The sequence below is a fragment of the Gammaproteobacteria bacterium (ex Lamellibrachia satsuma) genome, assembly GCA_019623805.1.
GTDB lineage: Bacteria > Pseudomonadota > Gammaproteobacteria > Chromatiales > Chromatiaceae > QGON01.
The window spans coordinates 4,289,678-4,314,531 of sequence record CP053680.1; the positions used below are offsets into that span (position 1 = coordinate 4,289,678).

At 53.2% G+C, this 24,854-nt stretch carries 25 protein-coding genes and 1 tRNA gene; 12 read left to right on the forward strand and 14 right to left on the reverse strand.

Features of this window, described 5'->3' with window-relative positions:
• Nucleotides 1-208: 208 nt before the first annotated feature.
• From HPY30_18560 to HPY30_18575, 4 genes are all read left to right on the forward strand, one after another.
• Nucleotides 209-1,843, forward strand: coding sequence for an alpha-D-glucose phosphate-specific phosphoglucomutase (locus tag HPY30_18560; GenBank protein ID QYZ67808.1), 1,635 nt, complete (start codon nt 209-211; stop codon nt 1,841-1,843).
• 175 nt (nt 1,844-2,018) lie between these two features.
• Nucleotides 2,019-3,749, forward strand: coding sequence for a GTPase domain-containing protein (locus HPY30_18565; GenBank protein ID QYZ67809.1), 1,731 nt, complete (start codon nt 2,019-2,021; stop codon nt 3,747-3,749).
• Nucleotides 3,746-5,314, forward strand: a complete 1,569-nt coding sequence (locus HPY30_18570; GenBank protein ID QYZ67810.1) for a hypothetical protein — start codon at nt 3,746-3,748, stop codon at nt 5,312-5,314. Before HPY30_18565 ends, HPY30_18570 begins: the two co-directional genes overlap by 4 nt.
• 77 nt (nt 5,315-5,391) lie before the next feature.
• Nucleotides 5,392-5,709 carry a DUF2934 domain-containing protein gene (locus HPY30_18575; protein QYZ67811.1) on the forward strand — a complete coding sequence of 106 codons (318 nt, stop codon included), beginning with the start codon at nt 5,392-5,394 and terminating at the stop codon, nt 5,707-5,709.
• Between the two features lie 164 nt (nt 5,710-5,873).
• On the opposite strand, the gene HPY30_18580 is transcribed toward HPY30_18575, so the two are convergent.
• The 7 genes from HPY30_18580 to HPY30_18610 form a co-directional block, all read right to left on the reverse strand.
• Nucleotides 5,874-7,961 (reverse strand): TonB-dependent copper receptor, encoded by a 2,088-nt coding sequence (locus HPY30_18580; GenBank protein ID QYZ67812.1) that lies wholly within the window; start codon nt 7,959-7,961, stop codon nt 5,874-5,876.
• Nucleotides 7,962-8,257: 296 nt separating this feature from the next.
• Entirely contained in the window at nt 8,258-9,463 is a 1,206-nt protein-coding gene (locus HPY30_18585) for a transposase (GenBank protein QYZ67813.1), read from the reverse strand.
• Nucleotides 9,460-10,104: a TonB family protein gene (locus tag HPY30_18590; GenBank protein ID QYZ67814.1), complete on the reverse strand. Its 645-nt coding sequence runs from the start codon at nt 10,102-10,104 to the stop codon at nt 9,460-9,462. Before HPY30_18590 ends, HPY30_18585 begins: the two co-directional genes overlap by 4 nt.
• Complete coding sequence (locus HPY30_18595) at nt 10,101-10,514, reverse strand: biopolymer transporter ExbD (GenBank protein ID QYZ67815.1); 414 nt, start codon at nt 10,512-10,514, stop codon at nt 10,101-10,103. The genes HPY30_18590 and HPY30_18595 overlap by 4 nt, the downstream gene beginning before the upstream one ends.
• Nucleotides 10,514-10,984: a MotA/TolQ/ExbB proton channel family protein gene (locus tag HPY30_18600; protein ID QYZ67816.1), complete on the reverse strand. Its 471-nt coding sequence runs from the start codon at nt 10,982-10,984 to the stop codon at nt 10,514-10,516. The genes HPY30_18595 and HPY30_18600 overlap by 1 nt, the downstream gene beginning before the upstream one ends.
• Entirely contained in the window at nt 10,926-12,278 is a 1,353-nt protein-coding gene (locus HPY30_18605) for a MotA/TolQ/ExbB proton channel family protein (GenBank protein ID QYZ67817.1), read from the reverse strand. The genes HPY30_18600 and HPY30_18605 overlap by 59 nt, the downstream gene beginning before the upstream one ends.
• Nucleotides 12,275-13,030 carry a DUF3450 domain-containing protein gene (locus tag HPY30_18610; protein ID QYZ67818.1) on the reverse strand — a complete coding sequence of 252 codons (756 nt, stop codon included), beginning with the start codon at nt 13,028-13,030 and terminating at the stop codon, nt 12,275-12,277. Before HPY30_18610 ends, HPY30_18605 begins: the two co-directional genes overlap by 4 nt.
• Nucleotides 13,031-13,525: 495 nt before the next feature.
• Here HPY30_18610 and HPY30_18615 point away from each other — a divergent pair, with 495 nt between their 5' ends.
• The 6 genes from HPY30_18615 to glcE all read left to right on the forward strand — a co-directional run bounded on the left by HPY30_18615 (nt 13,526) and on the right by glcE (nt 20,056).
• A complete protein-coding gene (locus tag HPY30_18615) occupies nt 13,526-14,491 on the forward strand; it encodes a CoA ester lyase (GenBank protein ID QYZ67819.1) in 966 nt (321 codons plus the stop codon).
• A gap of 153 nt (nt 14,492-14,644) precedes the next feature.
• Complete coding sequence (locus HPY30_18620) at nt 14,645-15,460, forward strand: DUF547 domain-containing protein (GenBank protein QYZ67820.1); 816 nt, start codon at nt 14,645-14,647, stop codon at nt 15,458-15,460.
• A gap of 31 nt (nt 15,461-15,491) precedes the next feature.
• Nucleotides 15,492-16,904: a hypothetical protein gene (locus tag HPY30_18625; GenBank protein ID QYZ67821.1), complete on the forward strand. Its 1,413-nt coding sequence runs from the start codon at nt 15,492-15,494 to the stop codon at nt 16,902-16,904.
• 117 nt (nt 16,905-17,021) lie between these two features.
• Nucleotides 17,022-17,348 carry a hypothetical protein gene (locus HPY30_18630; GenBank protein ID QYZ67822.1) on the forward strand — a complete coding sequence of 109 codons (327 nt, stop codon included), beginning with the start codon at nt 17,022-17,024 and terminating at the stop codon, nt 17,346-17,348.
• Between the two features lie 152 nt (nt 17,349-17,500).
• The gene (locus HPY30_18635) at nt 17,501-18,994 is read left to right on the forward strand and encodes an FAD-binding protein (GenBank protein ID QYZ67823.1); all 1,494 of its coding nucleotides are present in this window, start codon (nt 17,501-17,503) and stop codon (nt 18,992-18,994) included.
• A gap of 18 nt (nt 18,995-19,012) precedes the next feature.
• Nucleotides 19,013-20,056 carry a glycolate oxidase subunit GlcE gene (gene glcE, locus HPY30_18640; GenBank protein QYZ68131.1) on the forward strand — a complete coding sequence of 348 codons (1,044 nt, stop codon included), beginning with the start codon at nt 19,013-19,015 and terminating at the stop codon, nt 20,054-20,056.
• Here the strand turns inward: glcE and HPY30_18645 are convergent.
• From HPY30_18645 to HPY30_18655, 3 genes are read right to left on the reverse strand one after another with little or no spacing between them, the layout of a single operon-like run.
• Entirely contained in the window at nt 20,044-20,304 is a 261-nt protein-coding gene (locus HPY30_18645) for a GIY-YIG nuclease family protein (protein ID QYZ67824.1), read from the reverse strand. The genes glcE and HPY30_18645 overlap by 13 nt on opposite strands.
• Nucleotides 20,305-20,310: 6 nt before the next feature.
• Nucleotides 20,311-20,673, reverse strand: a complete 363-nt coding sequence (locus HPY30_18650; protein ID QYZ67825.1) for an STAS/SEC14 domain-containing protein — start codon at nt 20,671-20,673, stop codon at nt 20,311-20,313.
• A gap of 28 nt (nt 20,674-20,701) precedes the next feature.
• Nucleotides 20,702-20,944 (reverse strand): hypothetical protein, encoded by a 243-nt coding sequence (locus tag HPY30_18655; GenBank protein ID QYZ67826.1) that lies wholly within the window; start codon nt 20,942-20,944, stop codon nt 20,702-20,704.
• A 227-nt stretch (nt 20,945-21,171) separates the two neighbouring features.
• On the opposite strand from HPY30_18655, the gene HPY30_18660 reads away from it, so the two are divergent.
• Together HPY30_18660 and HPY30_18665 are read left to right on the forward strand one after the other, a co-directional pair.
• The gene (locus tag HPY30_18660; protein QYZ67827.1) at nt 21,172-22,008 is read left to right on the forward strand and encodes a phosphate/phosphite/phosphonate ABC transporter substrate-binding protein; all 837 of its coding nucleotides are present in this window, start codon (nt 21,172-21,174) and stop codon (nt 22,006-22,008) included.
• A 6-nt stretch (nt 22,009-22,014) separates the two neighbouring features.
• On the forward strand, nt 22,015-23,418 hold the full coding sequence (locus HPY30_18665) for a HAMP domain-containing protein (GenBank protein ID QYZ67828.1): 1,404 nt from the start codon (nt 22,015-22,017) through the stop codon (nt 23,416-23,418).
• Nucleotides 23,419-23,522: 104 nt separating this feature from the next.
• On the opposite strand, the gene HPY30_18670 is transcribed toward HPY30_18665, so the two are convergent.
• The 4 genes from HPY30_18670 to ihfA form a co-directional block, all read right to left on the reverse strand.
• The gene (locus HPY30_18670) at nt 23,523-23,795 is read right to left on the reverse strand and encodes a sulfur globule protein CV1 (protein ID QYZ67829.1); all 273 of its coding nucleotides are present in this window, start codon (nt 23,793-23,795) and stop codon (nt 23,523-23,525) included.
• A 287-nt stretch (nt 23,796-24,082) separates the two neighbouring features.
• Nucleotides 24,083-24,159: transfer RNA gene (locus tag HPY30_18675), tRNA-Pro, on the reverse strand.
• A gap of 53 nt (nt 24,160-24,212) precedes the next feature.
• A complete protein-coding gene (locus HPY30_18680; protein QYZ67830.1) occupies nt 24,213-24,572 on the reverse strand; it encodes a MerR family transcriptional regulator in 360 nt (119 codons plus the stop codon).
• A complete protein-coding gene (ihfA, locus tag HPY30_18685; protein QYZ67831.1) occupies nt 24,547-24,852 on the reverse strand; it encodes an integration host factor subunit alpha in 306 nt (101 codons plus the stop codon). The genes HPY30_18680 and ihfA overlap by 26 nt, the downstream gene beginning before the upstream one ends.
• Nucleotides 24,853-24,854: the final 2 nt, after the last annotated feature.

Below are 24,854 nucleotides of genomic sequence, written 5' to 3' on the forward strand. Positions count from 1 at the left end.
TATTCAAGTGTCCCACCAACTTCCGGCAGGAATATCACAGTTAATTAAGTAAAATCGGCCGAATTCTAACAAATCCAGCATAACAAGTGGGGACAGGCCGTTCCGATTTCAAGCAGCACATGCATTTAACCATATGATGGGGTTCTAATTAGGGCTTCGACTGTGGTTGAATAGGGATCCTCAGCAGTCATTCAACGGGAAGATCACGATGGAAATGTCTACCGTCAACACCCAGCCTTTTTCCGATCAACGCCCCGGCACCTCCGGACTCCGCAAAAAGGTAAAGGTATTCCAGCAACCTCACTACCTGGAAAATTTCGTCCAATCGATCTTCGACACCCAGCAGGATCTGAAAGGCGGCATCCTGGCCCTTGGGGGCGACGGACGCTACTACAACCGGGAGGCAAGCCAGATTATCATACGCATGGCCGCCGCCCACGGAATCAGCAAGGTCATTGTCGGCCAGGGTGGACTGCTTTCCACACCCGCTGCCTCCTGCGTGATCCGCAAATACAAAACTGATGGTGGCATCATCCTTTCCGCCAGCCATAACCCCGGTGGTCCGGACGAGGATTTCGGCATCAAGTTCAATACGCCCAACGGTGGCCCTGCACCGGAAGGAGTAACAGAAGCCATCTATGCGGCGACCAAGGCAATCAGTGAATACCGTACCGTCAATGGAGAGGAGATCGACCTAGATACCATAGGCACCCAGACCCTGGGCGAGATGAGCATTGAGGTGATCGACCCTGTCACCGACTATGCGGAGCTGATGCAGGAGATTTTTGACTTCAAACGCATCCACCAGCTTTTTAACTCCGGCATGTTTGTGATGCGCTTCGATGCAATGCATGCAATAACCGGCCCTTACGCCAAACGCATTCTGGAAGAAATCTTGGGTGCGGCTCCCGGCACCGTCATCAATGGAAAACCCAAAGAGGACTTCGGTGGCGGCCACCCCGATCCCAACCTGGCTCACGCCAATGAGATCGTCGTGCTCTCCAGCGGCTTGGATGCCGTGGATTTTGCCGCCGCATCGGATGGCGACGGTGATCGCAACATGGTCCTGGGACGGGATTTTTTCGTTACCCCCAGCGACAGCCTGGCGGTCATGGCCGCCAATGCACACCTTATCAAAGGCTATTCCGATGGTATCTGCGGAGTTGCCCGTTCCATGCCCACCAGTCAGGCTGCGGACAGAGTCGCCGAAAGTCTGGGGCTGGAGTGTTATGAAACCCCCACCGGCTGGAAGTTCTTCGGTAATCTGCTGGATGCAAAGCGCATCACCCTTTGTGGCGAAGAGAGTTTCGGCAGCGGTTCTGACCACATCAGGGAGAAAGACGGGCTCTGGGCGGTACTTTTCTGGCTTAACCTGCTGGCAGTGCGCCAGGAACCGGTGGACAAGATCGTCAAAGACCACTGGCGTCAGTTTGGCCGCAACTTCTACACCCGCTACGATTACGAAGGCATCGACAAAACAGCCGCAGAAGCGCTGATGCAGCACTTGCGGGATCACCTCACCGATCTGCCCGGCAATCCACTGGACGATTACAGCGTCGACTATGCGGACGACTTCACCTACACCGATCCGGTTGATGGCAGTGTTTCCAAGAACCAGGGCATCCGCATCGGCTTTACTGACGGCTCCCGTATCGTCTATCGACTATCCGGCACCGGCACCGAAGGCGCTACCCTGAGAGTCTACCTGGAAGCTTATGAGCCAAATCCGGCAAACCACGGTAAAGAGACCCAGGCAGTGATGCAACCCCTGGTGGCGATTGCTAAATCATTGGCGGAGATAGAGGGCCGAACCGGCCGCAGCGAACCGACGGTTATTACTTAACTCAAGCTTCGGCGTTCAAGCCATCCTGAAAAGAAGAAAGGCGGTGTTTTGTTCATCGGGTAGGGTGCGCTGTGCGCACCATGATTGCTGTTACTGCTTATTGCTGGTGCGCGCAGCGCACCCTAACAGTTATTATTAGGGAAGCACGGATTGAATCTTATTAATTCCATAGTGCGTGACTAAACTGGAACATCTACAGCAACTCGCCACCCGTCTGATCTCCTGCCTGGAGACAAGGTCGGAGAGCCCCGATTTCGAATCGGATGCACTCATCTATGCTGACGCACTGCTGAGACGATATCGTCTATCTGAAGAAACCTCTGCCCCGCGGCAGCTGATGGTAGTCGGCCCCACCCAATCGGGTAAAAGCAGCCTGGTCAACCTGCTGCTGGAGGAACCGCTGGCGGAAGCGAGTCCCCTTGCCGGTTTTACCCAACACCCCCAGGGATTTGCCACAGTCGCGCTCAGCGAAACGCAACAGCTTGCAATTGCAAAACAGTTTCCCGACTGGCAACTAAAACAGACGCTCGATGCTGAAGACCCTCTGGGTTACACGCTTCGAACCATCAGCAGTGCCAGCACAGGCTTTTCCGTACCCGCCATTGTCTGGGACAGTCCCGACTTCGATTCGGTCAGCTCACGCAGCTACCGACAACGTGTGCCTGTATTGTGTGCCATGGCCGACCTTATCCTCCTGGTGGTCAGCCGGGAAAAATACGCCGACCAGTCTGTATGGCAGTTATTACGACTCATCGCCCCACTGCATACGCCGTTGCTGATTTGCCTGAACAAGACAACTCTGGAAGAAGCTGAAATATTGGAGCGTGAGATTCGGCAGCGATTGAAAAAAGAGCAAATCGAAGCCCTCAACGTCATACCTCTCCCTTTCGTAATGGGAGACGAACAGCTGCAAGCTACCCAGGGCGCAGCCAAGCTGCGACAGGTCACCAGCGAACAGCTCGGACTACAGCCACAACCCTTTCCGGCAAATCACCTGCAGCAGATGCTGAAACAGCACTGGCCAGGCTGGACGGAAACAGTACGCCAGGAGATTGCCGCCAGGGAAAGTTGGCAGTCACTGGTTGAATCCACTATCGACGAATCCATCACGCTCTATGAACGGGACTACCTTGAAAATCCGCACTACAGTGACACCCTGCAACGCACCCTCACCCGGCTGCTTGAGCTGATAGAGATTCCAGGCATTGCCGGGGGACTGGTCAAAGCCCGTGAACTCCTTTCCTGGCCCGCAAGAAAGCTACAGGCCATATATCGCTACAAGAGCGGCAAGTCCGCGTCGACCAGTCCGGACCACGAGATCAGCGTGTTGACCGATGCGGTAAACCACCTGTTGCTGAGATTGCAGCGGGAGATCGGAGAGCAGACAGTATCTGGTCAGAGTGTGCCACGCTGGTGGCAGGGCCTGCTGAACCAATTCTCCTCCGAGCGCAAAACAATCGAAACACAGGCGCTGGAAACGGCGAAACACCACCAGCAACTTTTCGAGAGTGAAATCGAAAACGCAAGCCAGAGGCTCTTCAGCCATCTGCAGAAACACCCAACCACCCTCAACAGCCTGAGGGCCGCCCGTGTCACCGCAGATGCAGCAGCACTGGCGTTTGCACTGAAGACCGGCGGCATCGGATTGAACGACCTGATCCTTGCCCCGGCGATGCTCTCATTTTCCACCCTGCTCACCGAGGGGGCACTGGGACGCTACATGTTTACTGTGGAACAGGACTTGAAGGCAATTCAATTGAAAGCCGTCCGGGAACAGCTATTTGCCGATGTGCTGAAGCAGGCACTTTTGGGGTTGCCGGATAAACTCTCCGCCCCTGGACTCTGCCGTATCAACCAGCAACAACTGTTTGCGGCAGAGTCTGAGCTGGAGGCCCTTACGCAATGATCGAACAGTTCAAACAGCAGTATCAGGACCTCAAACAATGGGTCGAGGCCGCGCTGCAGGATGGCTGGCTCAGCAACAGCGATCTCAATCGATTTCAGCAGATCGAACAGCAGCAGGCCGAAACGCTCTTTGCCCAGCAGGGACAGCGCCCTTTGATCGTCGCCTTCTTCGGTGGCACCGGCGTCGGCAAAAGCAGTCTGCTCAACCGTCTTGCTCGAGAGGATATTGCCCGCACCGGCCTGCAGCGTCCCACCTCACAGGAGGTAACCCTCTACCTTCACGAAGATTATCAGCTGGGAAAACTGCCTGACAAACTACCTGTTGAACATACCCGGATAGCCTACCATCAGGATGAGAAGCGCCGTCTGATTGCATGGCTCGACATGCCTGACTTCGACAGCGTGGAACAGTCACACAGGGAGCAGGTAGAGGCCTGGCTACCCTATATCGACTGGCTGGTCTATGTGGTCAGTCCCGAGCGCTACCATGACGATGTCGGCTGGCGTCTACTGCAACAACGTAACGCAAAACACCACTGGCTGTTTGTCATGAACCATTGGGATCGGGGCTCAGATCCACAATTGGAAGACTTTCGACAGCGATTACAAAATGAGGCATTCGACACACCCAAAATTCTGCGCACCAGTTGCCGAAAAAATGGAGGTGACGACGATTTCCCTCAGTTGGAACAGACCATCAAGCACGCAATCGAAGCACACGGGCTTGCGCTGCTGCAACAGCTCGGCATACAGGCGCGGCTCAATGAACTGCACACGGTTGAACAGGCGCTCAGGCAACGCCTCGAAGGGTTTGGGCGCACTGAAGTGGCCGATGCCTGGCAGAAGACCACAGCAGAGTGGCTTAATGAGATCGAAGATGCTCTTCTGCTTAATCGAACGGCCCTCAACCAGACACTCTTGGCGCAAGAGCAGCTATCGCAATCCCTCTTTAAGCGTCAAACAACCCTACCCACCTCGCTTCCGACCACAAAGCAAGTAATTGAACAGACCTGGAGTGAACGCTTCAACGACCGTATCAGTGACTTGACCACAGAACTCGAAAACCTGCTCGGCCAGCATGACATTCCGGTAACACCTTACGCCGGACCACTCTCTGGCATTCCGGAGAAGCTGCAATCGACCTTTGAGGCACAATTGGAAAGTTCCGTGATCAAGGCACTGGCCAAACCAGGCACAGCAGTTCAACGTTTTTTCTTCAAAATAACGGGGTGGCTGGGTTGGTTATTGCCGCTGTCGGCAGCAGGATGGGCGATCTATCACATCATTAGCCGTTTTCATGCCGGTACTCAGGGAGAGGGAAATTTTCTGGGCATCGACTTTGCCGTCCACTCAGGCCTGCTGATTCTGCTTGCCTGGTTCATTCCCTGGCTGGTGCAAAGAAAAATGCACCCTTCGATCGCAGGCACCCTATCAAAAGGACTCACTGAAGGCATTCATGCAGCCGTCGACGCCTGGAAATCAGAATTTGAGTCACTTTGGCTGGAACAGGAAGGAAGCCGTCTCAGCCATCTTGAGGCATTGAAAAACAGACCATCTCCCCAATAATCCCTATTAGGAATGGCTTGTTCATATTTTTTGTATAAAATGTGTGGTTATCACGACCACAATCAGGAGAAGTAAACTTGAGTAAGAAAGCAAAGAACGACGAGACCCAATCACCTAAAGTCAGCAAAAAGAGAGTGGCCAAAAAGAAGGTGGCCGCCAAGAAAAAAGTTGTTGCCAAAAAGAAGGTGGCAGCTAAGAAAAAAGCTATGCCGGCCAAGAAAAGGGTTGTTGCCGCCAAACCCGCTAAGCCCGTAATCAGTCCCCGCGAACGCTACGAGATGATCGCCACTATGGCCTATTACCGGGCGGAGCAGCGCAACTTCGAGCATGGAAGTGAGCAGAACGACTGGTTTGAGTGTGAACAGATCGTGGATGAGATGCTGGGCAACAGATAAACCGTGGCGCTGTAGGCCTGATCAAGCACAGCGGATCAGGAAAAAATCGGTAACTATTCAGCGCCTGCCGGTTCCGCTACGCTTGAAACGGCCGACGATGGAAATGCAATAACAGATAGCTTGAAGCGCAGGCACGGTTAAGCCCGTGCCTGCATTATTGTCTTTTAGAACTTCACTGAACCTTTCACCCAAAGCTCACGGCCAGGCTCGTTGACCTGGATCGCTTCGGGGCTGAAGGGATCAAGGTTTGCCCGGTTCACATGATAAGCGTAGGTCTTGTCGAACAGGTTGTTGACACCAAAGCGCACATTGGCACTATCGGTTACCGCATAGCTGCCGTAAAGATCGAGCACTACCCATCCAGCGGTCTCCCCGACATCCTGGCCGCTTCCGTCAATGATATCGGCCCGTGTCTGCTCGGCATTCGCTCTGACGGTACCGCCAAGATCCCAAGAACTTATGGTGTAATCCGCACCCAGGGTCATCTCAAGCGGCGCGATCTGGGCGATGGGACGACTGTCGGTGGTATTTTCCGCATTCACATAGGCGAGACTTGCCCGGCCGGAGAGTGAGTTCGATATGGAATAGGACCCTTCCCACTCCAGCCCATAGAATCTGGCTTCAATGTTACGATAGATGGTGGCTCCATTTGCGAGCAGAATACCATCCTGACCACGCGCCAAATCCCTCAGAATATAATCGCTGACATCATTGTAATAGGCAGTAAAACCGCTCGTCCAAGCATCTCCGTCGAGTTCAAAACCTGCTTCAATCTGGTGATGTTGTTCAGGCTCGAGTTCCGGATTACCCACCCAGTCCAGAACCATGGTACCCATCCTCATGAAGCTGGCAATATATCGTTCACTGGCATCCGCCGTGCGCACGCTGCGGCTGACACCAGCAAAAAGATTGCCGTTCTCGATGGCATGTTCATAGCGCAGGAAACCGCCGATATTATTCTCGTCACTGCTCTCCGAGGTCTGAGCATAATAGAGATCATAAAGATCATTTGGCGTCGGGCTCATCATGACCCCTGGCTTTTCGTCACCCCTTGAAATGGAGGCATTGACCTTATCGTAGCGAATACCTGCCTTGAGGCTGTCATCCTGATTCATCGGCAGCGACAATTCTGCGAAAAAACCTGTCTGCTCCAATTCAGCTCCTGGCCACATGATCGACTGCACTATTGTCGGATCAGTGGTCAACATCATATCTGCTGCCATCAGACGCTCTGCATCGCGGTCATTTTTCTGGTAGTCGACACCCAGGGTCAGCACCTTGTTACCGAACATCAGGTCACCACTGGCACGCCCACCAAGCGTGTCCGAGGTGGTCGGCGTCTTCGCATTTGACATCGCTGTACGTTCACGCAGAGAGTAATTATCCATGAGGTGAGTGACATCAGTCTTGTAGATGTTGGCCTCCAACGCGGTAAATGGCCCTACCGACGCCTGTCGGTCAAACTTTAAGCGAATATTGTCAGAGTCGCTCTCCGGAGAGTCCATCATGGCACCTGAAAAGAGTACATCACTCTCCCGATTCGCTTCGAGATTAAGCTCAAGCCGGGTATCCTTGTCTGGTGTATATCCCGCTGTCAGATTCCCTGAATAGGTGGTGAATGCGGAACGAACCTCATGTCCATCGCCGTCCTCATAGTTGTCTGCATCCTTGTAGCCAACCACACCGCGGACATAACCGGTCTCGGCACCGGCCGCCAGATCAGCGGATATCTCTTTGGTACCTGAGTTACTTTTATAACCGGCATCCACCTTGCCCATAAAGTGATCACCCTCATCGAACTCGGGTACACCGCGCTCAAACAATACCGTGCCACCACTACCGCCGCCACCGTAGAGTACCGTCTGGGAACCTTTGATTACGGTCACACTGTCGTAACTCTCCATCGCAGAATAGGCAGTGGGAGGATCCATGCGGCTGGGGCAGCCGCCGTGGATATAGGCACCATCCAGCAGGATATTCAGTCGATTCTGGCTCTGACCGCGAATGATCGGCTCGATTCCATGACCACCCATGCGCGCGCCGGATACACCTGGGACACTGCGGAGCAGATCAGCAGCATCTGCCGGTATACCCTGAGATGGTTCGTCCAACGGCATGACAGTTAGCGCGGGAGAGGTTTGCGCCTCACCTTCGACCACAACATCGGAAAGCGCTTCAGGTTGGTCGGCCGCCAAGAGCGGTTGGGCTGCCAACAAACTGCTGATGGCTACTGCAAGGGTCTTCAACTTCATGGATCCTACCTCTTCTATTGTTATATTGAATATTCCATCCAATTGAGCAAAGAGGGTGCCAACTTTGTATCTATTTGTTTTTCAAAACTTTCTTTGATACCAATTGAATGCCAGCCGGATAGCGTGTGGCATTTCACTCACTTTGTGTGTCATTTCGCGCAGTGAATAGGCACGCAGTCCAGTATGGCGTTGGAGTTAAACAAGACAAAGCTATGCAAGAGCTTCCACCTCAGCCTCGGTTTGCCCGATCCGCAAGCTTGATCGGGCCTACGGCCTTGAAGCTGTAACAATCGGAGCTATTCTGCAGCCAGATATTCAAGCCACTGTTCGGCCTGATGGCGCTCCTGTTTTTTTACCGAAGCGTCCCGCGCCTTGGTAAAAGCTTCGATAGCCTGTATACGGCGTTCCGATCGGGCATATGACGTACCCAATAACAACCAGTCACGAGCAGAAGGTTTTTTCTTTCTTTCGATACCCCGCTGCAATCGGGTTGCAGCGGCTTCCCAAAGCTCCAGCTCAATCAATAATGATCCCCACTTCAGGTCCGATCTGCCGCTAAGATCGATATTTGAAAGCCGTGAAAAAATCGGCAACGCTTTCTCAGGCTCACGGGCCAGCACCCACGCATCAGCCAGCAGACTCAGATTTCGGACATTGGCCTTGAGCAGTCCCGACATTATATGGGTTTCCACCAACTCAGCTGCATCCAACGGCATATTCTGGTGCAGATAGAGGTTGGCAAGACGACGAAGCTCCCCCGCTTTCAACAATCGCTTCTCGGCCGCCAGCGCCATCACCGCCGTGGCCGCCTTTTCCCGCCGCTGCTGCATCAATACACCGGCCAGTTGACGCCAATAACCTGCATTGTCGGGAAACATTCCTACCATCTTTTGCAGCAGTTCAGCAGCCGGCTGCAACTGCTCAGTTTCCAGATAGAGTCCGACAAGCAACTGATACCAGGACTCTTCAACCTCGTCCGACTCTTTGATCGCGAGTTTCAGTGCCTTGATTGCCGGTTTCCACCGTGCCAACGAACGATAGACCTGCGCCAGGAGTACGCGCGCACGGGGAGGTGGCTGCTGTTCCGACTCAAACCATAACTGCAACAGTTGCAGTGCCGCTTTGGCATTATCTTCCTGCAACTGTAACTGAGCCGTGGTGTAGCGCAGGCTATGGGTAACCTGATCCGGCAGAGCTGATGAGTTGATCGCCCGCATAAAATGGGCGATGGCAGCAGGATAATCGTTCAGGCCGATAGCAACATAGCCATAGGTCTGATGAACCAGGGCTGTTTCGTAGCGATTGTCGGCCACACGAGCCAATAATCCATCCAACTCTTCGGCAGCCTCTGTATATCGCTCGTGACGGATCAGTGCCTCGACCAGAAACAGATAGTCGTATGTGAGCTGTGTGGCGATGTACTCATCCCCACTCTCTTCTTCTGCATGGGTGCCGAAACTCACCAGCAGGAGCAACAAAACAGGCAGACCCAACCACTTCATTTTTTCTTCATCGTAAAGTGGATGGTCTGGCTTGCAGGTCGGGAAACGGCAATCCCATTCTCAACTTTCGGTTGAAACTTCCAGCGCCGAATCGCCCGCAGCGCTGCCTGCTCGAAATAACCCACAGGATCCGCCTTCAACACCTCTGGATCACTCACAGAGCCGTCGACTGTAATAGTAAAGTTCAAGGTGACGCTGCCCTCCACATGGCGCAGCAGCGCCCGTTGAGGGTAACGTGGTGCAAAACGCACCAGCGGTATGGGATCAGAGGGAGGTACAATCGGCATCGCAGGCGGACGAAAAGCACCAAGATAGGGACCAGAGCCAATATTCAGAGGAATATCGATCTTCGGCGTATCCCAATTCGGCAGTTTGTTTCCTGGCTGCTTGAAAGTGAGCCGTTGAGGCTGCGGTGCGCTGGGCGAGGATGTTGGTGGCGGTTGATCCGGTTCATCCAGCAACTCCGGGGGCGGAGGTGGAGGCTCCGCTTTCAAGCGTATAAAATCCACCATCAATGGTTCGGCCGCCGAACGGTCGAGCGTGGCGCTCTCCCCGGTCACCATGCGCTGCATAGCCCAGAAGAGACCTATATTTACCAATAGGGCAAGCAGGACTGCAGGAAGATAGACCGAACGGTTCATCCCCCGGCATCCTGTGAAGCAGCAATTGAAACGCTCTCCACCCCCGCAAGGCGTGCCTGATCCAATACCCGCACTACAGTGCCTGTAGGCGCCTGCTCATCGGCCAGGATCACCACCGCCCCTTCCGGATTCTCCGCATGCAGACGTTCAACATTGGCGCGAACTGCCCGCAGATCGACGCGCCGTTTATCGATCCAGACCTCCCCTTTACTGGTAACGGCTATGAGGATGCTGGCACGCTCCTTACGGACTGCTGTTGCTGCACTGGGCCGGTCAACATCAACCCCGGTCTCTTTCACAAAGGAGGAGGTCACCATGAAAAAGATCAGCAGGATGAAAACCATGTCGATCAGCGGCGTCAGGTTGATGGCAACATCACCACTTTCAGATTCAGTATGCCGGTGGCGCATCAGGCAATCTCCCCACAACATGTCGCATCCTGTAGACGGTGGCGCAGATCACTGACGAAATAGAAGCCGGAGAGTGAAGTGACCAGCCCGGCCATGGTGGTGATCAGAGCGCTGGAGATCCCCCCCGCCATGCCTCGAATATTGCCGGTGCCGTGGCTTGCAATGACATAAAAAACGTCGATCATGCCCTCCACAGTCCCCAGTAGGCCAAGCATCGGCAGGATCTGTGCCAAGGCAGTGATGAGGGGCAAACGGCTCTGCCCCGCAATCCTGGCCGCCCCGATTCCTGCAAGCCAGATACGGCTGTAACTGAGCGTGATCATGCTCCACATCAACAACGACAGCAGCAGGATCAGCCAGAGCACAGGTCCGCCCTGCTCCAGGAAACTCAGACTATCTGTTGGCAGCCACTCAATCAGACGTTCCACCGGATTCCGTCCTATGCGCCACCAGTGCAGCACTCTGTTCATCAAGGATATGGATCAGCCGGTTGCTGCGGCCAGAGAGATAACTGTGCAGCAGCACCAGTGGTATCGCTACCGCCAGTCCAAGCTCAGTAGTCACCAACGCCTGGGAAATGCCGCCGGACATCAGTTTTGGATCGCCGGTTCCGAACAGGGTGATCGACTGAAATGTCTCGATCATGCCGGTAACGGTACCCAACAACCCCAGCAGGGGGGCAACAGCTGCCAGGATACCCAACATCGGCAAACCACGTCTCAGTGTGGGCAGCTCTTTCAGGATGGCCTCATCAGAGCGCAGTTGCAGCGCTTCGGCATCGCTATCGGCCTGTGTTTTCATCGCCAGCATCAGGCGTCCCAAGGGGTTCTTCCCGGATGCAGAACGATTGCCGATCTGCTTTTTAACCCGTCGTCCGGTAACGAAGAGTACAATCAGTCGTTCGAGGGTCAGCAAAATACCCACCGCACCCAAGCCGATGATGATGTAACCAATAACTCCACCCTGCCGAATGCGCTCAAGCAAAGTGGGTGACTGCACCAACAGCGACAGAATTGCGCCGCGCGAGGGATCAACCGCCATGGTTTCTATGGTCTCTTCGGCGGTCTCAAATTTTTTCGCCATCAACTGAAAACGCGGTGTGGGCTGCCGACCCAACGCCATCAAACGACCGCTCTCCGGCAGATAGCGTAGATAGCGTCCGTTGGATATGGCGTTGAAGAGACCAATCCGGGTAACCATCTCATTCTGCTCGACCCCATCACTGGTAATCACGGGCGTTTCAAAACTTTTGATTTTACCCGCTTCCACCAGACGCTCGAGAAACAGTTGCCAGAGGGCCTCAAGTTTTTCAATAGAGGGGAGCTTCTGGCTGCCCGCCAGTTCATCCAACAGCAGCAGATCCTGTGGCCGTTCCACACTGATCAACGATGCGCCAAAAATATTCCGGCTCTCGGACGCCACCTGGCGCACGCTGCCGAAAAGTTCGCCCAAGGTACCACTCTTCTCTTTAAGTTGAGCCCGTTGCTCGATCAGACGGGCCTGGTTTTCAGTGTAGCGTTGATCCAACTCCAACTTTTGCTGCCTGGCGGCGGCAAGTGCCTGTTTGGCCTCGTCAAGCAGTCGTTGGCGTTGATCCCGTTGTTCAAGAAACCGCTGCTCTCTCGCTGTATCCCTATGCTTCTGCTGTTGTCTGGATTCACGCACCTGCTGTAACAGACTCTCCAATGAATCAGCCTTGGCAGCGAAAAGCGTACTGCTTTGGGATAACATTAGTACGAACAGTGGTAAGAGTAATCTCTTCATTGCATCCGCTCCGGCACGGTCAGAGGGAGCGGCATCAGATCGGGTGGAAGGCGCTTTTCGGCAATCTGCAGCGCCCTGTCGATCTTGCGATTGTGTTCCAGCGCCAGCGGTTCCCAACGGGAAGCCGCTCTATTCCAAATTCCCGCAGCCTTGCCATCCAGCGTCAGGTAGTAGAGCGCAACCCGTCCCAAACGCAGAAAGGTCACCATGCGCTGCTCACCATCGAGCTCCAGCTTACCGCGGTAGGATTCGATGGTTCGCCCGTACTCGGTCTCCACCTGATAGGCCTCCAGCAGACGACGATAACGCTCGGGAAGTGTGCTATCGCTCTGCCCCTCAAGATCCTGCAACTGTGCAATACGTTTGGCGCGCTCATCCGGTAGAAAAGGCGTATCCAGTTCGACAAAACGATCCAATACTTCCAGCATCCTTCCCATAAGCGGTTCAATTTCGCGACGGGTGTTATCGATGGAGAGAAGTTGCTCGGCAAGACGATGAAGCTCTTCGTCCTGCGAGGCTACGAAACGCTGACGATGCTCATTGTACTGTTCCAGTCTTTCCAGTTCTGCAGTGACCTGACGATAGCTTTCCAACAGATTGCGGGACTCGTCGTCAAGTTGCTCGACTCGCTTTTGCGAATCGATAGCCTCGCTGACTGCCCTCTGCTGCTCAGAAAATGCCGCATTGAAGCTATCAGCCAGGACCGGAAGCGGTAGTAACACAAAGAGTACGACAAGCCGGAAAAGTCTCATCAAAAAGACCGAAAATTGCATAATCGAAACAATACCTAAAATAGAGGTCAACAAAAAAACAACCAAATTACTAAGGAGAACGCTGAATAGGCGACATACACAAATGAGGGTGTCGGCGGCATGGATGCCGCCGTCAACCCTACAGGGATGTATATTCGGCGTCCCTCATTTGGGGATGTCGCCTATCCTATGAACTATTTAGTATATATAGATCGGAAACCGTTCAAGATTGGCAGCCCACATGATACCCGAGATTTATACCTTAAAAAGGGTAAAGACAACAAACTAGACGGCAGTTGGACATTTCGTCAAATATTCTGATATTGACTTATTCATCCTCCCAGACTCCCAGCCGAACCAAGCCGTAATTTGCACCATGCAATACCGCGATAATTATCTGTTAAGCCGGTAATGCCTATGTTAAATAGGGAGATGCTTGAGGTATGAACTGAATCCCGCACTCAATCAAAGCAAAATAATGAGGGAGAAAAGAGGATGGCCTATAAAAATCGCCTGCACCGAAGTGAACTGGCCGTGCCCGGCAGTAACATGCGAATGCTGGAGAAAGCCCCCAAAGCGGGAGCCGATCTCGTGTTTCTTGATCTGGAGGACTCTGTCGCTGTTCCCGACAAGGAGCAGGCCAGGAAAAACGTCATCCATGCACTGAACAATTTCGACTGGTCAGATTGCTCCATCTCAGTGCGCATCAACGGGCTGGATACTCACTTTTGCTATCGCGACATCATCGATGTGGCGGAACAGGCTGGAGACAAACTGGATACTTTGCTGGTACCCAAGGTTGGTCGACCCTCCGATCTGCAGTTTGTCGCCCTGCTGCTGGCACAGATCGAGACAGCAAAAGGGCTGAAACCGATTAATCTGCATGCCCTGATCGAAACCGCCATTGGCATGGCCAACGTGGAGGCCATCGCCCAGGCCTGTCCTGACAGACTGGAAGCCCTGGTCTTCGGCGTTGCCGACTACGCTGCTTCCACCCAAGCCCGAACCGTCAGCATGGGGGGACCCAACCCAAACTACTTGATGCTCGATACCCCGGATGAAAATGGTAACCGACAGACCTATCTGGGCAATCAGTGGCACTTCGCCATGTCACGGATGATCGTTGCCTGCCGGGCCTATGGCCTGCGCCCCATCGACGGCCCGTTTGGTGACTTCAGCGACCCGGAGGGCTACTTGGCTGTAGCCAGGGCCTTTGCTGCGCTGGGTGGTGAAGGTAAATGGGCGATTCATCCCTCACAGATTGCCCTGGCCAATGAAGTCTTCTCTCCCGGAAAGGCCGAGGTGGATCGCGCCCAACGCATCATCCTGGCGATGGACGAAGCCGAGGCTGAAGGCAAGGGCGCTGTCAGCCTGGACGGCAAGATGATCGATGCCGCTTCCATCAAACAAGCCCAGGTTGTACTTGAAAAGGCAAAGCAGATCAGCAAACAGGCGGTCTGAGGGGGAGAGGCGTGGATATTCATGAGTAGCAAGCCAAAGAACGCTTTACCCCTTCGACAATGCATCCAACATCACGGCTGAAGCGTATCTCTATGGATCATTTGCCTGATCCGCTAAGCTTGATCAGGCCTACTAAGGAGAGCGCTAAGGAACATGCTTCGAATCACACTTTTTCTCACCCTCCTGGGATTCATCAGCGGGATCTGCGCCGCCCCCAAGGCCGAGCTTTGGCCGCGCTGGCAAACCCATGATGAAACCTCATCACTTCTGGTCGACCATGCCCCTTGGCAAGACTTTCTCGACAGTTATCTGTCTCAGGGCAGCGATGGCGTCAACCGTGTCGACTACGCTGGAGTCAGCACTGCAGCGAAGGCAGAGTTACAAGCCTACCTGAATCAGTTACAACAGACCTCTGTATCCCGCCTCAACAGAGATCAGCAGCGCGTTTTCTGGATCAATCTCTACAATGCCGGCACCGTGATGGTCATACTCAATCACTATCCGGTGGAGTCCATCCTCGACATCGACATCTCTCCGGGTATCTTCAGCAATGGCCCCTGGGGCAAGAAGCTCTTTACCGTCGATGACCACAAGATCGCGCTCGATGATATCGAACACCGTATTCTACGCCCCATCTGGCGTGATCCCAGGCTTCACTATGCCTTGAACTGCGCATCTATCGGTTGCCCTAACCTACAGCAGAAAGCATTCACTGCAATAAACACGGACAGTCTCCTGGAACTGGCCTCGCGGCAGTACATCAATCATCACAGAGGGGTAAATATCGAAGATGAGAAATTAACCGTCTCCAGCATCTATCATTGGTTTAAGGATGATTTTGGCGGCAGCGATCAGCAATTGCTGGCACATTTTCGGCGTTATGCAGAACCGGCGCTTCTCACACGGCTATCTAAGATCGATGAGATTGAAGACCATCATTACAACTGGCGGCTCAACAGCGCCAAATAGAGGGTGGTGCACATGCCTCTGCATCCTGGGCGTGTTATTGCAAATCACAGGATGCAGCACACTGCAAACCGAACCAGCAGTGGTCGACAACGTAACAGCCGATTGCCTGGCACTGTTCCAACAGGCGGACGAACTAGCTTTGCAAACCGGCACAGTTGATGGTGGTTTTGCACGTATTCCCGATTTTCCCTGGCTGCGGACAAATCGTTTCTTTGCCTCCCTCTCCAATGAAACACTATCCACAGATGGTTATGCACAGTGGCTCAGCCAACTGGAGCAGATGGACCGTGAAGCCCGGTACGTAGAATTAAGCAATGCCGACACCGATCCTTCACTGGTACAACAACTGCATCTTTGCCGCACAATACTCAGCACAGAACTACTTGGGGATACAGAGAAACGGTCACAACTGCAACGCATAATAAAGGTAAACGACAACTACTCATCCCTACAAAGGGCAATTGGCCTCTATCCCATCACAGCCATCTTTGTTGACATCATCGCCAGCAACTGGCGGGATAAAGCAAGGTTGCGTTTGAGAGGGGCATCGGACAGGCCATTTGATGAGGTGTCTGTACGTTATATTCCTCCCACCAAAATAACGATAAGCAGTGAAATAGTGGCGAATATCCTCACGAAAGCCGCCACAAATCCTCTCAAACTTCCCGACGTGGATGGAACAGAACTGCAGCAACTACTGTTGAACTTCGCACCGGTTTGGGTCGTTGAGACAGAAGATGATAATGACCGCATCGGCACACCCAGGCTTGGTCTCTACGGCAATCCATCCAATATCGATACCAGCAGACCAGCGGTCTATACGTACAAAAGTTTTACCCGCTGGCAGGGCAATAACCTGCTGCAGTTAAACTATGTCATCTGGTTTCCCGCCCGTCCACTGGAGAGCCATTTTGATATTCTTGGAGGCCACCTGGATGGCTTGAACTTTCGGGTTACCCTCGCTCCCTCCGGCCAACCACTGCTCTATGACACCATCCACAACTGCGGTTGCTATCACACGCTCTTTCCCACGCCAGCCCTGACATTCCAGCCACCATCCGGCGCTGAACCACCACTCCTGGCTGACACAGTTCCTGAATCGTCGCAACGCAAGGAGATAAGGCTCACCGCAGGCACACATCACATCCGAAAGTTCTCTAACGCAGTTAACGCAACCCTAGACTTGGGCAAGAGTTACACGTTAGTCGATTACCAACAATTGACAACCCTCCCACACACCTCCGGCAGTCGTTCACTCTTCTCTGAGGACGGGATCGTGCATGGGACGGAGAGAGGGGAACGCTGGCTGCTCTGGCCGATGGGTATAGCGTCACCTGGGGCGATGCGTCAGCGTGGCCGTCATGCCACAGCCTTTGTGGGTCGCCGTCATTTCGACGACCCGGATCTGATAGAGACGCTGTTCTTTCCTACAAAAGCAGACTGATCAGATTCAATAGTATTCCTTGTCAACCATTCCCATGCTGGTGCGTTTTACACAGTGAGACGACCAAAAACTGTCGTCAAATCATTCAAACAACACATACCAGCCGAGGTAATTACAATGAAATCACTGCTCGCGAAACTCACCATTCTGGGTCTTCTCACCACTGTTGCCTTCAGCGCAAATGCCGGACAAGGCCATGTCAACGGCAAAGGCTGGGCTCAGGGTTATGGCATCGCCCAAGGCACCGGCATCGTCAGGGGTTCAGGCACCGCCAGCGGGAAAGGTGTTGTTGTCTATCGCGACGGTAACGGTAATATCCAGCACAAAAAGGGTTCAGGTACCGTCTCCGGCCGGGGCATAGCCATTGGCAAGGGTACCTTTGCAGGCACGGGTAAAGCCTATGGCAAAGGCCGGGCAGCCGGGAATGGCAGGACCTGGAAATAACCCCTTCCAACGTGTGGGCGGCGTCAAATCAGAAATCAGTTTGCTTGTGTATGTTTTAGGGCCTGATTTGATTCCACTCCATCATAAGCTGCCATCTATTTCCAGTAAAGAAACAGGTTAACCTCAAGCGCTTTTTTTGAAAGAATGACCCAATGCAAGACCAATCCGACAACAATTCATTACGCCGGCAGCAACAACGCCGAACTCTGGCCGATGCCTTCCTGAAGATGCTGCCAGCAGATGCTGTCATCTTTCGTGACGAGGAGTTGGTCCCCTATGAGTGCGATGGACTCTCTGCTTACCGGCAGGTGCCCCTGATCGTGCTATTGCCCTACGACACAGACCAGGTTCAGGCCATCCTGCGCTACTGCCACACCAACAAAATCCCCGTGGTAGCGCGCGGCGCCGGAACCGGACTCTCTGGCGGTGCGCTGCCCCATGAAGATGGCGTACTGCTCAGTCTGGCACGTCTGAATAAGATCCTGGAAGTCGACCAATCAAATATGCGCGCCAGGGTGCAGCCGGGTGTGCGCAATATGGCGATCAGTGATGCAGCCCGGTCTCATGGACTCTACTATGCACCCGATCCCTCCTCCCAAATCGCCTGCTCCATCGGAGGCAACGTGGCGGAAAACGCAGGAGGGGTGCATTGCCTGAAATATGGCCTGACCGTGAATAACCTGTTGGAAGTCACTCTGATTACCATTGAGGGGGAGCGAATCACCCTGGGAGGTGGCGGTCTCGACAGTCCAGGACTCGATCTACTGGCGTTAATGACCGGCTCTGAAGGCATGTTGGGAGTGGTTGTGGAGGTGCTGGTCAAACTCTTGCCGATACCAACCAAGGCTCAGGTCATCCTGGCGGCATTTGATGAGGTAGAGGCCGCAGGCAATGCGGTTGCCACCATCATCGCCAGCGGCATCATTCCTGCCGGGCTGGAATTGATGGACAACCTCTCTCTGCGCGCTGCAGAAGCGTTCATCCATGCGGGTTACCCGGTGGAAGCAGCCGCTATTCTGCTCTGTGAACTGGACGGCAGTGAGGAGGAGGTTGCCGTTTCGGTAAAGTTTGTCTGTTCCATCCTGAAGCAATCCGGTGCCAGCGAAGTGCGCATCTCCAAAGATGATACCGAGCGGCAGCGTTTCTGGGCCGGACGCAAGGCTGCATTCCCGGCGGTAGGTCGAATCTCGCCGGACTACTACTGTATGGACGGCACTATCCCACGTAAGCAACTGGCGATGGTTCTGAAGAAAATCGCCGAGATGTCACAACGCTATGACCTGCGCTGCGCCAATGTCTTTCATGCCGGTGACGGCAATCTGCACCCCCTGATTCTCTACGATGCCAATATCCCAGGAGAGCTGGATAAAGCCGAGAAATTCGGTGGCGAGATCCTTGAACTCTGCGTAGCAGTAGGCGGCACCATCACCGGCGAACACGGTGTCGGCCTGGAGAAGATCAACCAGATGTGCGCCCAGTTCCCCGATGCGGAACTTGAGATCTTCCATGCAGTGAAGGCAGCCTTCGACCCTCATAACCTGCTCAATCCCGGCAAGGCGATCCCCACCCTCTCCCGCTGCGCTGAGTTTGGCGCCATGCATGTGCATGCCGGACAGCTGCGTTTTCCTGAACTGGAGCGGTTCTAAGTGGGTAGCAACCAAGACATCAGTGAAGCGCTGCAAGCCGATGTGGTTCAGGCGGCGGAGAGTGGACAACAACTCTGTCTGCAGGGTGGCAGGAGTAAAGATTTCTACGGCCGTGAATTGATCGGAGAACCCTTCGATCTGAACCAGCACCGGGGCATAGTGGATTATGAACCCACGGAACTGGTTGTCACCGCCCGTGGCGGCACGCCACTCTCCGAGATCGAGGCAGCACTGGCTGCACAGCATCAGATGCTCCCCTTCGAGCCGCCGTATTTCACAGAGGCCTCGACAATCGGTGGCGCCATTGCGAGTGGTCTTAGTGGCCCGCGCCGTCCCTGGTTTGGTGCTCCCAGAGATCTGCTACTGGGAATCAAACTGCTGGATGGGCGAGGACAGATTTTGAACTTCGGCGGCCAGGTGATGAAAAACGTGGCTGGATATGACCTTTCTCGACTTATGGCCGGTTCCCTGGGTACCTTGGGCATCCTGCTGGAAGTATCGATAAAAGTTCTGCCTCTGCCGCCACAGGAGACAACCCTTTTATTCGAAGCAGATGCAGAGAACGCTCATGCAATTACGCAGCGCATGTGTCTTGATGCTGCCCCCATCTCCGGCAGTTGTCACATGGATGGACTACTGCACATTCGGCTGGAATGTGATGAAACACGGGTATTGCAGCTAAGAAACCGGTTTGGAGGGGAGTTGGCTGAAGATGCTGAAATGTTCTGGAGAGTACTTCGGGATCAGCAGTTAGCCTTTTTTCAGACTGACGCCCCACTCTGGCGGCTCTCAATGCCGCCAGCGGCTGACTTTGGTCTACCGGGGAAACAGCTCATCGAATGGGGCGGTGCATTGAGATGGTTCAAGGGAGATCACTCAATGGAAGCCATCCGCTCCGCCGTCAGCGCAACCGGTGGTCACGCCACACTATTTCGGAATGGCGATCGCAGCGGCGAGATCTTCCACCCCCTAAATCCCACGGTCGCATTGCTGCATCAACGCCTGAAGCGGGTATTCGATCCCAAATCCATCTTTAACCCGGGACGACTCTATCCTGAATAGACCAGCTTGTTTTTATTGGCTGCCGACATACGTTTGATCTCCATCTCCCGCCTCAGCGCATCACCATGCGGGCCAACAGATTCCGTGTAGAGCAATTCAACCGGCAGTCTGCCACGAGTGTACTTGGCACCCTGCCCTGAATTATGTTTCTCGACCCGTGCAGCCACATCCTTGGCAATCCCGGTATAGAGCGTACCGTCACCACACCTCAAAATGTAGACATACCACGCATCAACCGACTGACTCATCAACGATCACGCCTTCAGCCAGCTAATAGCCTCAGAAAATTCCGCCTCATCGAAGGTCTGTAAGTGTCCCTCCATGAAATAGGCACCAAGTTTGGCCGTCCATTCCACCCAGTCAGGCCCGCCAATAACTGCAATCTTTTCGAAGTCATTGCGGTGCTGAATGCCAAATCTGGCATCATCCCACATCGCACCGATTTCCCACCCCTCGAACGTTTCTCCCAACAGGAGCGCAACACGAACTTTGCCTTGTCTCTGGATCAGCTCTTCCATCGCAGGGATAAAAACAGTTTCATAATCTTCTGCGGTAAGCATCTCGGTTGCCTTTATAACCAGCGTGTTTCCTTCTGTTTCTGGCAATATCTCAATCATTTAAAGTGCTTCCGATCGATTTCTCAGTTCAGATGACAATGCTCAAGGCAATAAATGGCACGAGATTAAACAAGAATATGCCAATTTTGAAGAGCGCCATGCCCGCATAATGGACAGTATCGAATCGCTCAACCGACAGACTGAACCAGCGACTGTGCATACGGTAGATCCAGTCGTGGGCCAGCATGAAAAAAAGAAACCACCATATAAGCAGTCCGATATTGATCACCGCACACCAAAACAGCGTATCTCGAATAAGATTAATTTCCATATTCATACCTTTTCAAAAATTCATGCGACGATAAAATCACCCTCAACATAGTATAGATCGCCATCCAACTTTCACGTTTTTCTGGAATTCCCCAGAATCCAGATCCCGTTGAAAAAGTCGAAAAGTTTTCATTGAGTCTGCCGATACCTACACTGATAACTTCTTTGTTTACCAGTCAAAATGACAGCAATAGGGATTAATCTCAGAAAAAATCCCGGAGGCACGGCATGAAATACCTGATTCAGGCATTAGCAGCACTCTTCCTTGTTTCCACCATTCAACCTGCTGCATTGGCCCAGGAGCCACCCACGCTCACATTTGGCCTCGTACCACAGCAGTCTGCGACCAAACTGGCCCGTTTGTGGGGACCGATAATGCAGTATATCGGGAAGAAGAGCGGCACCCGGCTTGTGTTCAAAACGGCGCCCAATATCCCGGAATTTGAGCGACGCTGCGCCAAAGGCGAGTACGATATTGCCTACATGAACCCATACCACTACACAGTTTTCCACGATTCTCCAGGGTATGAAGTATTTTCCCGGCAGAAAAACAAACGGATTCGCGGAATCGTGGTGGTTAGAAAAGAGAGTGCCATTCATTCCCTGAATGATCTCGCGGGAAAAACCCTCGCTTTCCCCTCGCCCGCAGCATTTGCCGCAAGTGTGCTCCCTCGAGCGAACATTGCTAACAACGACATCCCTTTCTCTACCAAATACGTCTCCTCCCACGACTCCGTTTATCGCAGCATTGCAAAGGGGTTATATGTCGCCGGTGGAGGCATTCAGCGCACATTCAACAACGTCGACCCAACAGTCAGAGAACAACTGAGGATACTCTGGACCAGTGGATCCTTTACCCCCCACGCATTTGCGGCACATCCAAGAGTGGATCCTGCAGCCATAAAACGAATAAAGGAAGTCATGATCAACATGGAAAACGATCCTGAAGGCAAACGGTTACTTGCCAGCATCAATTTCAAAGGTATCGAAGTGGGAAAGAACAAAGACTGGGATGACGTACGGGCTTTGGGCATAGATCTCCTTAAAAAGCTGACTGAAGGCTAATAAGGCATGTCCTTCAGGCTCAAAACGATACTCGGTATCGCCGGCATAGAGGCGATACTGCTATCGATATTGGTATGGAGTGGTCTGAATTTTCTGCGCCAGTCAAACGAAGAACAACTCATCGAGCATGCCTCGACAACGGCCACCCTTTTTGCCACCGCCACCAAGAATGCTGTTCTCTCTACCGACCTGGCCTCCCTTGAAAGCTTTGTTCAGGAGATACTCCGCAACCCCGGGGTGCTGTATGCAAGAGTAATGGACAATGAAACTCTTTTGGCTGAGGGCGGCGATCCTGAACTTCTCTCCCGCTCTTTTGCTGACGACATGAAATTGGAAGATGTCAGTGACCTGGTTTTCGACACCCATGCCGAAATCGTTGAAAACAGCATCCTATTTGGCAGAGTGGAAGTAGGTATCTCCACCAACCGCATCACTGAAGGAATGAAGAATGCCCGCAATCGGGCAATGACCATTGCTGGTCTTGAGATGGCTCTCACTGCGCTGTTTTCCCTTATGCTCGGTCTCTATCTGACCCGCCAACTCAAGGAACTGCGGGATGCTTCACGTCAACTGGCTGACGGCAGTCTGGAACACCGCATTCGGGTGCGGGGCAGGGATGAACTAGCCCAAACCAGTATTGCTTTCAATAAAATGACAGAAAAACTGCAAGCCAACGAGCAGGCCCTGATATCGGCCAGGGATGAGGCCTGGCATGCAAATCAGGCAAAGTCGGATTTTCTCGCCCGCATGAATCATGAACTTCGCACGCCAATGAACGCCATCATGGGATTTTCCCAGTTATTGGCATCCGATCCGGATGAGCCACTCACGCCAAACCAGGCAATGTCGGTCGACGAAATCCTCCAGGCCAGCAACCGATTACTGGACTTGATCAACTCACTGCTGGACCTGGATCAGATCACCTCAGCAAACCTGTCCCTTTCCCTGGAAACAATCGATGTCGAACAAGTGATCAAAGATATCCTCGACAAAATTCAGACCAAAGCCGCAGAACGACATATCAAGCTCGATGCTGTTACACCCCCTCAGCCAATATTTATCACAACAGACCGGAAACGCCTCACACAGGCTTTACTGGAACTGGTTAACAACGCCATCAGATACAACCATGACCATGGTAGCGTATCTCTTGCGGTTGATACGGAGACCCCCGGCATACTGCGCATTGATGTCATCGACACAGGAACGGGCATCACTCAAGAAGAGATGTCCACCATCTTCGAGCCATTCACCCGTCATGCAGCCGATAAGATGACTGGTGGAAGAGGCATTGGACTCTCGATATCAAAACGAATAGTTGAACTCATGGGTGGAACTATCGGCGTGGAGAGCGAACCCGGTAAGGGATCAAAATTCTGGATTGAAGTACCCACTGAACCGAAACTTTAAAGACTGGTCAAGTGGGCAATAAATACAGGGCTTGGTAAAGAATTCGAGGCATAAAAAAGGGCGCTCAATTTGAGCGCCCTTGGATCGGGAGGGGAAATCCGATCTTATTTTGCAGCTGCAGGTCGTGCAACCGGTGCCTGGGGAGCTACAGGTGCGTAGGGCGCGTAGCCGTAACCATAGGGGGCGTTGTAACCGTAACTACGGTAGGTGTTGTGAGCGTTGCCGCGAGCGTTACCAGAGACATTCATGTTGAAAGCCATGTCTCCGTCACCCATGCCGTCGAACATGCCATTGTTGTAGCCGTTGTCATTGAAACCCCAGAAAGCGTTGGCCTGGGTGGAAGCGATCAGAGCAGCGATGGCGATGATTTTTTTCATGATTATTTACCTGTCAGTAATGTTTATAAATGTAGTTGATTCGTTTTTCGGTCTCAGTGACTCGATGGAGAAGTAGTATATAAGAATATTATTAAATTACAATACTTTTTTTCGCTGGGACGATAAATATTTGGAAGGATAGTTGTGCAGGACGTTAGAAACTTGCAGAATTCGAGACAGCCGTTAACAGTACAATGTTATTTGCCTGATCCGCTAAGAGTGACAGGTCCACGAACGGCAAGCATTAAAAAAGCCGAAGTGGAAATCCACTTCGGCTTTTTCCTGATTGGTCCGGGCGAGATGATTCGAACATCCGACCCCCACAACCCCATTGTGGTGCGCTACCAAGCTGCGCTACGCCCGGAAAGGAGGGGCAATACTAGGCAGTTAACCAAGCATTGTCAATCCGAAACGGGGCTATCTTTTTAGTATCTGCAGCAGGTCCTCGAGTTCGGCTCGAAGCTGTTTCACGATCTGATGGCTCTGGTTCTGATCGTCTTTGGCCGTGTCGCCGGAGAGCTGCTGGCGGGCACCGCCAATGGTGAATCCCTGTTCATAGAGCAGGCTGCGAATCTGACGAATCATGAGTACGTCGTGACGCTGATAATAACGCCGGTTACCGCGCCGCTTTACCGGCTTGAGCTGGGGAAATTCCTGCTCCCAGTAGCGAAGCACATGAGGTTTCACCTGGCAGAGGTCGCTGACCTCGCCAATGGTAAAATAGCGTTTGCCCGGAATCGAGGGCAGTTGGTTATTGCTGCTGCTGGGATCCAGCATAAGCTTCTACCCGTGCCTTGAGTTTTTGTCCGGGCCTGAAAGTAACCACCCGCCGGGCAGAGATCGGGATCTCTTCGCCGGTCTTGGGGTTACGCCCAGGCCGCTGTTTCTTTTCGCGCAGGTCAAAATTACCAAACCCGGAGAGCTTCACCTGACTGCCCTCTTCCAAGGCCTGGCGAATCTCCTCAAAAAACATCTCCACCATCTCTTTGGCTTCGCGTTTATTGAGTCCGAGTTCCTCGAACAATCTCTCTGCCATGTCCGCTTTGGTCAGTGACATAT